Source organism: Acinetobacter sp. CIP 102529, from assembly GCF_000368325.1.
Classification (GTDB): Bacteria; Pseudomonadota; Gammaproteobacteria; order Pseudomonadales; family Moraxellaceae; genus Acinetobacter; species Acinetobacter parvus.
The window spans coordinates 282,231-296,378 of record NZ_KB849353.1; the positions used below are offsets into that span (position 1 = coordinate 282,231).

A 14,148-nucleotide genomic window follows, 5' to 3' on the forward strand; every position below is an offset into this window, starting at 1 on the left:
TTCATGTCGTATGGCTTACGCCAGTCGCTTATATCCTCGGGCTAAACCCCGAGGTTTTACGCTCCAATGGATAAAACGTAATGCCTTATTCCTTTAAATTGACTCAATGCCTTATTCCTCAGCTTTTGTGCCATTGCTGAGTGGGTTGAATCCAGTTCTTTGACAGTGGCTTTAAAAATAACGATATACATGGGAGGTTATTCTAGATTTCATCTGCCTGATATGGATTTGCAACACCAAGCTTTTTAAGAATCTCAATTTCCAACGCTTCCATTTCTTCAGCATCAGCTTCAGTGGTTTCATGGTCATAGCCAAGCAAATGCAGGATGCCGTGAACCAATAAATGGGTGAAATGATCAGTTGCTCTTTTTTGCTGTTCTGCGGCTTCTTGTAAAACCACGGGAATACAAATCACCAAGTCACCCAAAGGTTCTGCATCCAGTAAGCTAAGCACTTCTTCTGGAATGTCACTTGGAAAAGACAGTACATTGGTGGGTTTGTCTTTCTCGCGGTATTGTAGATTCAACTCGTGGCTTTCTGCCAGATCAACACAGGCAATACCTATTTCACAGTCTGTATTGAAACCAACATGACGCAGTGTGGTTTCAATCTGCTTTTTAATTTGACCACGTTTTAGTGGTAATTCATTCGCTTGAAAGTCTTGTTGAAGACTTAAATTGATTTTCAAAATAGATCCTTAAAATCGTCCCCCTGATATGCGATTAAAGTATTGCAATAAAAGGGGGAGTGAGGGGGATTTTTAAATGTGTTGTGCATCTGCCGCAGAATCATTTTCTGCAATCAATGCTTCTTGTCGAGCTTTGCGTTCGGCACGGGCTTCAGCAGACAGGCGTTGCTGTTCGCTGTCCCAGCCCTCGTAGGCCTCAACAATTTTTTGTACCAGTTGATGACGCACCACATCACGGGAATGGAAACGGGTAATATGAATTTCATGGACATTTTCAAGCACCCGTAAGGCATGAGCCAAACCAGATTGCTGTCCACGAGGTAAGTCCACCTGAGTCACGTCACCTGTAATCACGGCACGCGAACCAAAACCTAAACGGGTCAGGAACATCTTCATCTGTTCAGGTGTGGTATTTTGTGCCTCATCTAAAATGACGAAAGAATGATTCAGGGTTCGTCCACGCATATAGGCAAGCGGAGCAACCTCAATTACCTGACGTTCAATCAGTTTGGCCACTTTTTCAAAGCCCAGCATTTCATAGAGGGCATCGTAAAGTGGGCGTAAATAAGGGTCAATTTTCTGGGTGAGGTCACCTGGCAGGAAACCTAGCTTTTCACCCGCTTCAACCGCAGGACGGACCAATAAGATTCTCTGGATTTCATTGCGTTCCAGCATGTCCACTGCGGCAGCAACGGCGAGATAGGTTTTACCAGTACCCGCAGGGCCAATTCCGAATGAAATGTCACTTTGTAAAATACGCTGCACATAGCGTTTCTGGTTGGCACCACGCGGATTGATTCGTCCTTTGCGGGTCTGCAACCAAACGCTATCCAGTCCTGTATGTTCCTGATCTGAATCATCCATCAGTTCACGGTCGGTCTGTGAACCCTGAATCATCAAATGCAGGACATCGGCACTGATTTGTGAAGAAATTTCTGATTCTTGATAGAGCCGTTGCAACAGTGCCTCGGCCCTTTCGATTGTTTCGATATCACCGTCTAGATAAAAGGCATCGCCTCGGTGAGTAATTTTGACATCTAAACGTTGTTCGATTTGCTTTAAATGCCCGTTGTATGCACCGAGCATTCGTTTTAAATGTTCCATGGAAATTTCAGGGAACGTTACAGTACGTTTAATCGCTGAAGTCAAGAGAAACCCTTTTAGCTCACGTGTAGGAATACCCTTACATTACGCCACGTCAGGTTCAAGATTCAAGAGTTCACCATAAACTAAATTTAAAGTTTTAATTTCAGTGATCTCAATCTCCGCGAAACGCCCAATCCACGCGACATCACCGATAAAGCTCACAAGACGGGTATTGTCCGCTGTACCAATTAAAACATTCGGGTCCTTGTCAGACACCTTTTCAATCAGGACACGTTCAATTTTACCCAGCATGGCATCGGTCTTATCAATACTTGATTGCTTAATCACTTGCTGAACCTGAGCCAAACGGTCTTTTTTCACCTGTTCAGGCGTATCATCTGGCAGGTCTGACGCAGGCGTACCAGGTCGTTTTGAATAGATAAAACTATAGGAATGGTCGAAATCCAAGTCCTTAATGAACTGTAGGGTTTCAGCAAAGTGTGCATCGGTTTCACCTGGGAAACCAATAATAAAGTCGCTGGATAAATGCATATCTGGGCGGACCTTACGCAATTTCGCGATCTTATCGATGTAGACATCAATGGTGTGGTTACGTTTCATTGCCTGTAACACATCGTTGGAACCACTTTGCACAGGCAAGTGCAGATGCGACACCATCTGTGGCAGGTCACGGTAGCATTGAATCAGGTCATCTGAAAATTCAAGCGGGTGGGAGGTGGTATAACGCAAACGACCAATCCCTGGAATTTCGGCCACTAAACGCAGTAATTCAGGGAAAGTGCAGATTTCACCATCAAAGGTTTCACCACGATAACCATTCACGTTTTGACCGAGTAGGCTGATCTCGCGTACGCCTTTTTCAGCCAGCCCTGCAATTTCTGCCAACACATCATCCAGTGGGCGAGAAACCTCTTCACCACGAGTATACGGCACTACACAGAATGAACAGTATTTTGAACAGCCTTCCATAATCGAGACAAAGGCTTTAAATCCCTCAACACGTGGTTCAGGCAGGAAGTCGAACTTTTCAATGTCAGGGAAAGAAATATCAACCAGTTTGATTTTTTCTTTCTTCGGCTTTTCCACCTGTGCCTGATGCTGATCAAGCATTTGTGGCAAACGGTGCAGGGTTTGCGGGCCAAACACCATGTCCACATAGGGCGCACGTTTCTGGATGTTGTCACCTTCCTGAGACGCAACACAGCCACCCACACCAATCACCAGATCAGGATTCTGTTCTTTTAGCTTACGCCAGCGGCCTAAACCGCTAAACACTTTCTCCTGCGCTTTTTCACGGATCGAGCAGGTGTTCATGAGCAGAATATCTGCCTCATTTGGATTGTCGGTGAGCACATAGCCATGTGAATCACCCAGCAAATCTGCCATACGATGACTGTCATACTCATTCATCTGACACCCTTGAGTTTCAATATACAGCTTCTTTATTGAAACATCAGCGGTGTGCATTGGCTGGGTAACAGTGTTTTCTGAGGCAGCTTTTACAGCACTGGGAATGAATGTTTGAACCGTCATGCAGGCTCCTAAACAAGGTAGATTTAAACAAACCGCGGATTATAGCAGTATTTTTCGATGTGCGCAGAGAATAAAAAACTGAAAAAAATGGACACATTGTGGGTGAAATTACGTGAATCTTAATGAATATGAATCAGCAAGTTACATAACACAACAATAGTGGGGAGCCAGACTTATTACACTATAACCGTAGGGCAAAACTGGGCAAATGTATTGATGAAGATGAATAAGCAACATGATTTTATAACAACCGTGACCAACAAACTGAATAACAAGAAAAACTTCCGCCGTATTGTGGCGGTTGGTGGAATGATTGTGTGCTCTTCTGTCTATGCGCTGGATGAACAGTTTAACGATGCCCTGCGTGCGGCCAATAGCAGCAACACCGCCTTGCTGGATCAATATCAAGCTGCGATGCAGAATGATGTATTGGGCTATTATCCAGAATATTGGAAACTCAACACCAATCTCGGTTTTCAGCCTGCGTCCTCAATTCTCAGCTTTGCCCAACGCTACCCAAAATCTGCAATGGCTGAGAAGCTAGCGGCGGATTATGTAGAAGAAAAAGTCAAACAAGCGAATTTTAGCGAAGCAAAACCCGTTTTAAGCTATGTGACCAATCCAGACCAGGCCGAAAGTTGCGCGGTTGCGCAGGTCAGGGCACAGACAGGCGACAGTCTGGTTTATGCGGAATATAAAGATGTCTGGTTAGCCACCAATGCCCAGCCTGACTCATGCACGGGATTGGGGCGAATGATGCTTTCCAGCCCGCTTATGACTGCTCAGGACCGTCAGCAACGCTTGTGGGGACAGTTGCGCGCAGGGCAGTCGGGGCAGGCTATTGCAACCGCACAAACTATGGGGCTGAATCTTTCACTTGCCCAGTTGAATCAGATTCAGGAAAACCCATTGGGGTATTTATGGAGTGCGCCAAAAACCAATGATGCGGATTATGCCTATCTGATTTTTGCTCTGGGGCGTGTGGCTGACAGTGATTTAAGCAATGCCCTGGCAAATATCCAGCGCGCGGCTCAGGATACGCCACCGCCTGTACAAAAATATTTGTACCGTACCATTGGATATGTGGGTGGCACCACAGTGATGAAAAATGGTTTTAATCGTGAAGTGCTCAATGCCTACGACCAAAGTTATGGCTATCCGCTGAGCCCAGAGGAAGCCGAAATTTACGCGCGTCAGGCGATTCGTTTCGGTGCATGGGAAAGCTTGATTCGTGCGATTGATGCGATGTCAGTCACCCAGAAACAGGAAGATCGTTGGCAATATTGGTTGGCGCGTGCCTCTGAGCAACGTTCAAATGCGGCATCAAAACAGGCGGCGCAGCAGATTTATCGCAAACTGGCGCAAAGTGGTGATGACTATCATAACTTGCTTGCCAAGGATCGTTTGGGCGAGCGTTATAACCATCAACCCTATGATGAGCAGCCGAGTTCACAGGATATACAGCGTTTAAATCAAAACATCCATTTTAGACGTGCATTTGCACTTCGGGATGTGAATGCGCCAGCAAACTACATCAACAGGGAATGGAACTGGGCGGTTCGTCAGGCCTACTTGCAGCAGGATGATGGAATGTTGCTGGCCGCGGCAAAACGTGCACATGACATGGGTTGGTATGATCGGGCAATCTATGCGGCTGACCGTACCATCAACAAGCATAACGACACCTACCGTTTTCCAACACCGCACCGTAGCAATGTCACCAGCCATAGTTACAATGCTGGTATTGATCCTGCCTGGGCGTATGGTTTAATGCGTCAGGAAAGCCGATTTGTAACAACAGCGCGTTCCAATGTTGGAGCGGGTGGCTTGATGCAGATCATGCCAAACACGGCCAAGTTGGTTGCCCGCCAAATGGGGGAAACCTATAACCCAGCCGCACTGAGCGAAATGAATACCAATATTCGCTATGGCACCTATTACTTGTCCATGATTCAAAGCCAGCTCAGTGGCAATGCGGTACTGGCAACAGCAGGTTATAACGCTGGTCCAAATCGGGCAAGACGCTGGCAGCCAGATTTCCAGAGCATGGCGGCAGACCAGTACACAGAAAGCATTCCATTATTGGAAACACGTGATTACGTCAAGCATGTCATGACCAATGCAACACATTATGGCGTGGTACTAGGGCAGGGTGCGCAATCCTTGCAGAAACGCATGAATATCATTCCTGTGCGCAATGAACCCTAGAACACGAGATGTTTAATTTGAAACAATGAAGTTTTTGTATTTGATGAAATTGAAAAAAATATTCAAGCGATCAATGTTGTTAACCTTGCAGAGCCTGTTCTGCTACTTGGTTCTATCATTCAGTGCGCCATTATATGCAGCAGATAATAACGATCTGGTGGGTTATGTCATGCATATACAAATGACGCCTGCGGCTTGTGAATTGGATACATCGAAGCAGAAACAGCGAAAATGTCTGGAGGGTTATTCACTAACCATCTCTAGTCTGCTGCCAGAAGTGCCTGTCAATAAAAACTGTGAAACCAAGACTTCAGCAAAACTAAGCCCATTGCAGGCAAGAGTTGTCGCACGGGTTATGCCTGATGAAAACGCACGGGTTCAACTTTGGCAAAATGTTGGCGGCTGTGTCCCTATGAATGCCAGTCAGTATTTCAGGACGGTGATCAACTTTGCCGAGCGCCTGAAAATTCCTGCCGACCTGACAAGTCCAAATACCATTAAGGTGCAAAAGGAAAACCTGCGTCAGCAATTTGCCAAGCTCAATCCATCCCTGCCACCAAACGGAATCCGTTTTAGCTGTCAGGCTTCCAGATTCGATTTCATCCTGACGGAAATCCGTGTGTGTTACCAGAAAAATGGGCAATACAAACAATGTGCAAGCCATATTGTCACGGGCTGTCCAAACGAATTTACCATCAAGGGCAGCTATTAGGCATTTTTTTCTAGCTTAATTTGTATTTTCTATCAGACTTTTGTTGAAATCCATTCTCTTTCACATGCATCTATGTTCGCTTTAGAGTACAATCTTTGCCGTCTATGATAATTCGGTTGAATAACAAGAAAATTCAATCGTGCTAACGCATCTCACTGGAGAATATCACATGAAGCAACCCGTTCGTGTTGCCGTTACAGGCGCTGCTGGTCAAATTGGTTATAGCTTACTATTCCGTATAGCAAGCGGTGAAATGTTAGGTAAAGATCAACCAGTCATTCTGCAATTGCTTGAAGTTCCTGTTGAAAAAGCTCAACAAGCGCTTAAAGGCGTAATGATGGAACTTGATGACTGTGCTTTCCCATTATTGGCAGGCATGATCGGGACTGATGATCCAAAGGTTGCATTTAAAGATGCAGACTATGCGTTGTTGGTAGGTTCTCGTCCACGTGGCCCTGGTATGGAACGTGCTGACCTGTTGAAAGTAAATGGCGAAATCTTCATCGGTCAAGGTCAGGCTTTAAACGAAGTTGCCAGCCGTAACGTTAAGGTATTGGTTGTAGGTAACCCTGCAAACACCAACGCTTATATCGCGATGAAATCTGCTCCAGACCTTCCAGCGAAAAACTTCACCGCAATGTTGCGTCTTGACCATAACCGTGCGTTGACCCAGATCGCTCAGAAAGCGGGTGTTGCGGTTGCTGACATCGAGAAATTGACAGTTTGGGGTAACCACTCTCCAACAATGTATGCTGACTACCGTTTTGCAACTGCAAATGGCGAAAGCTTGAAAGACAAGATCAACGATGCGGAATGGAATAAAGATGTATTCCTTCCAACTGTTGGTAAACGTGGTGCTGCGATTATCGAAGCGCGTGGTTTGTCTTCAGCTGCTTCAGCTGCCAACGCTGCAATAGACCATATGCGTGACTGGGCGTTGGGTACAAATGGCAAATGGGTAACTATGGGTATTCCATCTGACGGTTCTTACGGTATCCCTGAAGGCGTAATGTACGGTGTGCCAGTGACTTGTGAAAATGGCGAGTACACCCGTGTTGAAGGTCTTGAAATTGATGAGTTCAGCCGTGAACGTATGTACAAGACACTTCAGGAACTTGAAGAAGAACGTGCGGCAATTGCTGACATGCTAAAATAATTTATCTTTTTGATAAATTGAAAGCACTCTCCAAGAGAGTGCTTTTTTTGTTGCGATAAAAAACAAAAAACAACAAGAAAATATAGACATACCTCTCCATGTAATCAGTATTTGCTGGTAGATTATTTTGATCTGGATAATGATGTGGAGAATAACAATGTTTGAACAACAACCAACGCTTAAGCTTTTATTTGAACAACTGGGACTTGAGGCGGATGATGCCTCAATTGAAAGTTTTGTAAAAACCCATCAGCTTGGGGCTGATCAAAAACTACATGAGGCTGAGTTCTGGAGTGCTGGCCAGCGTGATTTCCTAAAAAGCCATTGGGATAAAGATGACGACTGGGCCATTGTGATTGATGAGTTGAATCAGCAACTGCATTTAGATAGCACTCAATAGGCACACATAAAAATAAAGCTCACATTAGTGAGCTTTATTTCGAATCAGGGTTTTAAACCATTCTTTCTCACGGGCAAGGCTAAATGCAGGGTGAACCTGTAACAGTTCCAGATCATGGTCTAAACAGGAGACATACTTTTTCAGCCAATGTTGCGTTAATGCTTGTTCCTTTTTCGCTGCTGAGGCATAAGCCAGAAAGAAATAAATCTCTAAGCTTTCGGTATAAGCCAAAGGTTTAAGAATTTGCTGAGTAATTAAGGCGAACCGTTGCTCCTTAGTCAATTCAAAATAAATCATATAAGCCTTTGCAAGGCATAAAGACAGATTTAAATATAGACTTAAAGGCATTTCTTCATATTCAATGCGAGCCTGTTCAAGTAGAACAATCGCTTCCTGCAAAAAATGCAACTGTTCCTGACGGACATGGCTCAGCAAGACTAGTTGCAAACGCAATTCAGCCCGCTCCAAAGCCAGTTCAGGGGTATTACCATTTAAATAAAGTTGGTCGGTTTCACCAATCCGTGCAATCACCTGTTTGGTTTCATTTGACATTTATCGATCCAAAATCGTCAGTTATACCGAGTTATATCGGGCTGTTTTTCGTAATTTAAAGGATTTAACCATTCCATATTGAGTTTCCACGTCGTAGCCATGCGGTGATGGATAAACGCTGTTGTTTCGATAACAGAACTTCATGTAATAAATCACTTTGAAAGATCGCAAGGCGATTGGGTAGGGGCTGGATGATATGCCACTGATCATTCTTATCCTGCAAACGTAATTGACCACCCCAATCCTCCTGCCAGTCTTTATGCAGATAGAACACGGTTGAAATCATGCGGTCATTTTTCTGTTGTGGATTATCCCGATGCAGCGTATAAAACTCACCTGCGTGATAACAGGCAAAATGCGCCTCCACCTCTTTAATTCCCAGATAAAAAGCCTGATTCAAAACTTTGGATAAATGTTTCAGAGTCTGGATATGTTGCTGCGCAATCGGAAGTTGACCATCAATCCATAAAATATGATCGCTACGAATGTGACTCATCACACCATTCTGTACACCTGCCGCCCTGAACTGTTCCAGATGTAAACTACATTCATCTACCAGAGCCTGTACATATTCATTTGGATACACCTCATCAATCAGGGCAAATCCAGCATCATTTAAATCATCCAGAATCTTGTCCAGATTCCAGTGGCTTGGGAGGGAAGAAGATTGCATACAGTTCCAGTTCACGCTTAATCGTTTATAGGGCAATTTGAGGTGATCACATCAATGCTAAAGAATAGCCTCTATTTTCATGTTAAACTATCCTCTGAATTGAGGAATAATTGTCAACATGAATTACCGTCACCATTTCCATGCGGGTAACTTTGCCGATGTTATGAAGCATGTACTCTTGCTTCAACTACTCACGCGTTTAAATGCCAAAGATAAACCATATCGATATATTGATACTCATGGCGGGGCGGGCAAGTATGATCTATCACTTGCGCCAGCGCAAAAATCTGGCGAATTCTTAACAGGGATTCATCGTCTGGTACAGTTGGGTGAAATGGAAAAACGCCAGGCACCTGAAGCCATTCAGGAATACCTGAAACTGGTGGAAAGCCTGCGTGCTGAAGAGGGCAAAGGCAGCTATCCTGGTTCTCCGTGGTTTGCCTTGCAGGCGATGCGTGAAATTGATAAAGCGACTGTGTTTGAAATGCAGCGTGATGTATTCCAGCAATTACGCCACAACATCCGTGATAAACGTATGGGCTTGCATGAGCGTGATGCTTATGAGGGTTTGTTGGGTGTTATTCCACCTAAAGAAAAACGTGGTTTGGTCATGATCGACCCACCTTATGAGATCGAGCGTAAAGATTTCCCACAACTGGTTGAGCTGTTGCAGACTGCCTATAAAAAATGGCCTACAGGTGTATTTGCGGTTTGGTATCCAATTAAAGACCGTGCCATGATCGAACGTTTTGAAAAGAAAATGTTCAAGACGGGGATTCGCCGTCAGTTGGTGTGCGAAATCTGTGTATGGCCAGATGACACACCAGTCGGGTTAAATGGCTGTGGTTTGTTGGTGATCAACCCACCCTGGAAGTTCTCAGAAGATGCGGACCAGGCTCTACAATGGCTATTCCCACATTTGCGCATGAGTGAAAATGGTGGTCACGCTGCGGTGCGTTGGTTGGTGGGTGAATAAGCCCACCACCGTCACGATATTCTCGAGGAATTGAAAATAATGACAAATTCTCTTAAACCAGATTCTGATTTAGATAATAGAGACCATTCTTTCGATGGCATCACATTTGAAGTGGAAGAAGAAGAGCAGACGCATGAGGGACAGAAAGTAAAACGCCGTGGCATCTATCTATGGCCTAACCTGATTACCACTGCTGCACTTCTTTCGGGTTTCTATTCCATCATCGCAAGCATGAATGGAAACTTTAACCAGGCGATTTATGCCATTTTTCTGGCGGCATTGCTGGATGGTCTGGATGGTCGTGTTGCACGCGCAATCGGGGCACAAAGTGCATTTGGCGAACAATATGATTCACTGTCTGACCTATTGGCATTTGGTGTTGCGCCAGCAATTCTGATGTATAGCTGGAGTTTACATGACCTTGGCCGTATTGGTTTGGCATGTTGCTTTATCTATACGGCCTGTGCCGCATTCCGTTTAGCACGTTTCAATGTGCAGATTGGCGTGGTAGACAAGCGTTACTTTATTGGAATTGCCAGCCCGCTTGCAGCGGTGACGGTGATCTCAATGGTCTGGGTTGAACAGGATTTTCCATTCGTTTTTGACTTAAAGGATATCGTGGTTCAGGTTGTTAACTGTGTGGTTATGATAGGTATTGGCCTATTGATGATTTCAAATATCAAGTACTACTCATTTAAACAAATGGACCGCAAACGTGTACCTTTTGTTGTGATGCTGCCTGTGGTCTTGATTTTTGCCGCAATCACGTACAACATTCCAGTAGGAATCCTGATGGTATCTATTCTCTATATTCTTTCAGGCTTGGTAACCACTTTATTTGCCAAAAAGAATGATTCAAAAATAACAACCTAAAAAATGGAGGTTCAGTATGCCAATATTGATGAATAACAATCAATTAAAGCTGCTGAACCTGAATAAGACAGATGCTTTAACTTTTTATCTCCCAAAAGGCTTGTTCAAGATCGTCTATCAGGCCTTGATTTTGCCAAACTTGCCTGAACCGTTTCATTACCTCAACTTTATCAGCCTGATTGGGCAACCACGAATTCCTGTCTGTTATAACGCCAGCTCAATTGCGACCACAGCTATTGATACCGCAACCGTTTTGGTCAGTAGTAGTGTTGCCACTGTAGGGCATCTCAAAAGTTATAGTGCCAAAGAACAGTGTCAGTTTGAAATGGACCGTTATCAATTTTTAGATGTTGACCATATTCAGGCAGAATTTCCCAATTATTACTTTAAGCGTATTGATGAAGAATTAAGTTGTCAGCTTAAGGTAAATACCCATGCGGAAATAGAAAATCATTCAGCTTTACAATGGGGTGTAGCGGACTATTGGTATGCAAGATGCCAGTGTGAGGGTGAAATCACCTACAAAAAACAGAAATACCAAATTGAGGCACAGGGTATCTTAAAACATGCCAGGGCAATTTACTTACCTTTCATAGCCTTTAATTTTTTTACTTATCAAATTATTCAGGTGACTCCAGACTTACAAATCGTATTCTCAGAACTAAGGAACCAATGGAACAACATCGTTTTTTCAAGAATTGAGATTCAGTCTGCGGGACAGGAAACACGACTTTATGAGAAACAGGTCATTTTTGATGTGACACGGGTCTATCCTAAAATCCAGACACCCAATGGTCGGGAAATGTATTTGCCCAGAGAATTTATTTGGCAGTATCAGGAAAATGATGAGGTTGTTTTTCATCTACAGGCACAAAGCCGAGGGGACTATAAATTTGGCTTGGCAGCGGGTTATGTGGGAAGCTTCAACTACCAATTGTTCTGGAAAAATGAAAATTATGAGGGTTCAGGCTACTGCGAATATGTGGACTGTCGTCCCTTGCATTGGCAGGAAAAAAGTAAAACTGAACAAATAATGGACCAAATTCCACATTTTCAACCCTATTTGTGCAAGAAGTAGGCAGTTGTTGCAATAATTTAAAGAAAGGGGTTGCAAGGTATTTAGAATGATCTATAATGCGACTCCATCGGCGGTGCTGTTGATTAAAAGTTGTTTTAAATCAATTATTTAAAGTGGTTTAAAATAAAGTTGAAATTGATGGTTGACTTTAAAGAAATTTAGGGTAACATAGCCGACCTAGCTTGATGATGACGAATCATTGAGAAGATCATTAAGAGAATAGAAGAACAACTTGTGTGGATTTTTACTGATTGATTGATCGATATATTATCATTGATTGAATGGTAGAAATTACTCGAAGTTTATTTGAGAAATATTTGTCAGAAAATTGATGAGCCAAGATTTGTAGCCATAAGCTACTAATGATTTTAAACTGAAGAGTTTGATCATGGCTCAGATTGAACGCTGGCGGCAGGCTTAACACATGCAAGTCGAGCGGGGATAGGGGGCTTGCACCTAATCTTAGCGGCGGACGGGTGAGTAATGCTTAGGAATCTGCCTATTAGTGGGGGACAACATTCCGAAAGGAATGCTAATACCGCATACGTCCTACGGGAGAAAGCAGGGGATCTTCGGACCTTGCGCTAATAGATGAGCCTAAGTCGGATTAGCTAGTTGGTGGGGTAAAGGCCTACCAAGGCGACGATCTGTAGCGGGTCTGAGAGGATGATCCGCCACACTGGGACTGAGACACGGCCCAGACTCCTACGGGAGGCAGCAGTGGGGAATATTGGACAATGGGGGGAACCCTGATCCAGCCATGCCGCGTGTGTGAAGAAGGCCTTTTGGTTGTAAAGCACTTTAAGCGAGGAGGAGGCTACCTGGATTAATACTCTAGGATAGTGGACGTTACTCGCAGAATAAGCACCGGCTAACTCTGTGCCAGCAGCCGCGGTAATACAGAGGGTGCGAGCGTTAATCGGATTTACTGGGCGTAAAGCGTGCGTAGGCGGCTGATTAAGTCGGATGTGAAATCCCTGAGCTTAACTTAGGAATTGCATTCGATACTGGTCAGCTAGAGTATGGGAGAGGATGGTAGAATTCCAGGTGTAGCGGTGAAATGCGTAGAGATCTGGAGGAATACCGATGGCGAAGGCAGCCATCTGGCCTAATACTGACGCTGAGGTACGAAAGCATGGGGAGCAAACAGGATTAGATACCCTGGTAGTCCATGCCGTAAACGATGTCTACTAGCCGTTGGGGCCTTTGAGGCTTTAGTGGCGCAGCTAACGCGATAAGTAGACCGCCTGGGGAGTACGGTCGCAAGACTAAAACTCAAATGAATTGACGGGGGCCCGCACAAGCGGTGGAGCATGTGGTTTAATTCGATGCAACGCGAAGAACCTTACCTGGCCTTGACATAGTAGAAACTTTCCAGAGATGGATTGGTGCCTTCGGGAATCTACATACAGGTGCTGCATGGCTGTCGTCAGCTCGTGTCGTGAGATGTTGGGTTAAGTCCCGCAACGAGCGCAACCCTTTTCCTTACTTGCCAGCATTTCGGATGGGAACTTTAAGGATACTGCCAGTGACAAACTGGAGGAAGGCGGGGACGACGTCAAGTCATCATGGCCCTTACGGCCAGGGCTACACACGTGCTACAATGGTCGGTACAAAGGGTTGCTACCTAGCGATAGGATGCTAATCTCAAAAAGCCGATCGTAGTCCGGATTGGAGTCTGCAACTCGACTCCATGAAGTCGGAATCGCTAGTAATCGCGGATCAGAATGCCGCGGTGAATACGTTCCCGGGCCTTGTACACACCGCCCGTCACACCATGGGAGTTTGTTGCACCAGAAGTAGGTAGTCTAACCTTAGGGGGGACGCTTACCACGGTGTGGCCGATGACTGGGGTGAAGTCGTAACAAGGTAGCCGTAGGGGAACCTGCGGCTGGATCACCTCCTTAACGAAAGATTGACGATCGGTAAGAATCCACAACAAGTTGTTCTTCGAGATATATCGAATGAAAGATAGAAAAAGTATTGTTTCTCTTTTTTAATTTTAGAGATAAGTCGTGCACTACGCGCTGCGCTTGTCTTGCGAAATAAAAGAAGAGATCAACGATCTCTTCTTTTATTTCTCAGGGTCTGTAGCTCAGTTGGTTAGAGCACACGCTTGATAAGCGTGGGGTCACAAGTTCAAGTCTTGTCAGACCCACCACTACTGACGAAGTGATGAATAATCACAAGCT

At 44.7% G+C, this 14,148-nt stretch carries 12 protein-coding genes, 1 tRNA gene, 1 rRNA gene and 1 pseudogene; 9 read left to right on the forward strand and 6 right to left on the reverse strand.

The genetic code is table 11. The features are described 5' to 3' along the window. Window positions 1-83: 83 nt before the first annotated feature. The 4 genes and pseudogenes from F972_RS16175 to miaB form a co-directional block, all read right to left on the reverse strand. A pseudogene (locus tag F972_RS16175) lies at window positions 84-191 on the reverse strand (antibiotic biosynthesis monooxygenase); the annotation flags it as partial. Window positions 192-202: 11 nt separating this feature from the next. Then, a complete protein-coding gene (gene ybeY, locus F972_RS02245) occupies window positions 203-688 on the reverse strand; it encodes an rRNA maturation RNase YbeY (protein WP_004680521.1) in 486 nt (161 codons plus the stop codon). Between the two features lie 72 nt (window positions 689-760). Beyond that, window positions 761-1,837 carry a PhoH family protein gene (locus F972_RS02250; protein WP_004680518.1) on the reverse strand — a complete coding sequence of 359 codons (1,077 nt, stop codon included), beginning with the start codon at window positions 1,835-1,837 and terminating at the stop codon, window positions 761-763. Window positions 1,838-1,876: 39 nt separating this feature from the next. Then, a complete protein-coding gene (miaB, locus tag F972_RS02255; RefSeq protein WP_004680516.1) occupies window positions 1,877-3,328 on the reverse strand; it encodes a tRNA (N6-isopentenyl adenosine(37)-C2)-methylthiotransferase MiaB in 1,452 nt (483 codons plus the stop codon). Between the two features lie 309 nt (window positions 3,329-3,637). On the opposite strand from miaB, the gene F972_RS02260 reads away from it, so the two are divergent. The 4 genes from F972_RS02260 to F972_RS02275 all read left to right on the forward strand — a co-directional run bounded on the left by F972_RS02260 (window position 3,638) and on the right by F972_RS02275 (window position 7,804). Beyond that, window positions 3,638-5,536, forward strand: coding sequence for a lytic transglycosylase domain-containing protein (locus tag F972_RS02260; RefSeq protein WP_171055724.1), 1,899 nt, complete (start codon window positions 3,638-3,640; stop codon window positions 5,534-5,536). 73 nt (window positions 5,537-5,609) lie between these two features. Then, window positions 5,610-6,248, forward strand: coding sequence for a ribonuclease T2 family protein (locus tag F972_RS02265; protein WP_004680512.1), 639 nt, complete (start codon window positions 5,610-5,612; stop codon window positions 6,246-6,248). A 169-nt stretch (window positions 6,249-6,417) separates the two neighbouring features. Continuing rightward, the gene (locus F972_RS02270) at window positions 6,418-7,404 is read left to right on the forward strand and encodes a malate dehydrogenase (RefSeq protein WP_004680510.1); all 987 of its coding nucleotides are present in this window, start codon (window positions 6,418-6,420) and stop codon (window positions 7,402-7,404) included. 157 nt (window positions 7,405-7,561) lie between these two features. After that, complete coding sequence (locus F972_RS02275) at window positions 7,562-7,804, forward strand: DUF2789 family protein (protein ID WP_004680507.1); 243 nt, start codon at window positions 7,562-7,564, stop codon at window positions 7,802-7,804. Window positions 7,805-7,828: 24 nt separating this feature from the next. Here the strand turns inward: F972_RS02275 and F972_RS02280 are convergent, their stop codons facing one another. Together F972_RS02280 and F972_RS02285 are read right to left on the reverse strand one after the other, a co-directional pair. Further along, a complete protein-coding gene (locus tag F972_RS02280; RefSeq protein ID WP_004674632.1) occupies window positions 7,829-8,356 on the reverse strand; it encodes a hypothetical protein in 528 nt (175 codons plus the stop codon). 64 nt (window positions 8,357-8,420) lie between these two features. Further along, window positions 8,421-9,029, reverse strand: coding sequence for a 2OG-Fe(II) oxygenase (locus F972_RS02285; RefSeq protein ID WP_004680506.1), 609 nt, complete (start codon window positions 9,027-9,029; stop codon window positions 8,421-8,423). Between the two features lie 118 nt (window positions 9,030-9,147). On the opposite strand from F972_RS02285, the gene F972_RS02290 reads away from it, so the two are divergent. The 5 genes from F972_RS02290 to F972_RS02310 all read left to right on the forward strand — a co-directional run bounded on the left by F972_RS02290 (window position 9,148) and on the right by F972_RS02310 (window position 14,117). Then, window positions 9,148-10,005 carry a 23S rRNA (adenine(2030)-N(6))-methyltransferase RlmJ gene (locus F972_RS02290; RefSeq protein ID WP_004674634.1) on the forward strand — a complete coding sequence of 286 codons (858 nt, stop codon included), beginning with the start codon at window positions 9,148-9,150 and terminating at the stop codon, window positions 10,003-10,005. Window positions 10,006-10,044: 39 nt separating this feature from the next. Beyond that, window positions 10,045-10,878, forward strand: a complete 834-nt coding sequence (gene pssA, locus F972_RS02295) for a CDP-diacylglycerol--serine O-phosphatidyltransferase (RefSeq protein WP_004674635.1) — start codon at window positions 10,045-10,047, stop codon at window positions 10,876-10,878. Between the two features lie 16 nt (window positions 10,879-10,894). Then, window positions 10,895-11,956: a DUF6670 family protein gene (locus F972_RS02300; RefSeq protein WP_004680504.1), complete on the forward strand. Its 1,062-nt coding sequence runs from the start codon at window positions 10,895-10,897 to the stop codon at window positions 11,954-11,956. 370 nt (window positions 11,957-12,326) lie between these two features. After that, window positions 12,327-13,863 (forward strand): 16S ribosomal RNA (locus F972_RS02305). 177 nt (window positions 13,864-14,040) lie between these two features. After that, window positions 14,041-14,117: transfer RNA gene (locus tag F972_RS02310), tRNA-Ile, on the forward strand. Window positions 14,118-14,148: the final 31 nt, after the last annotated feature.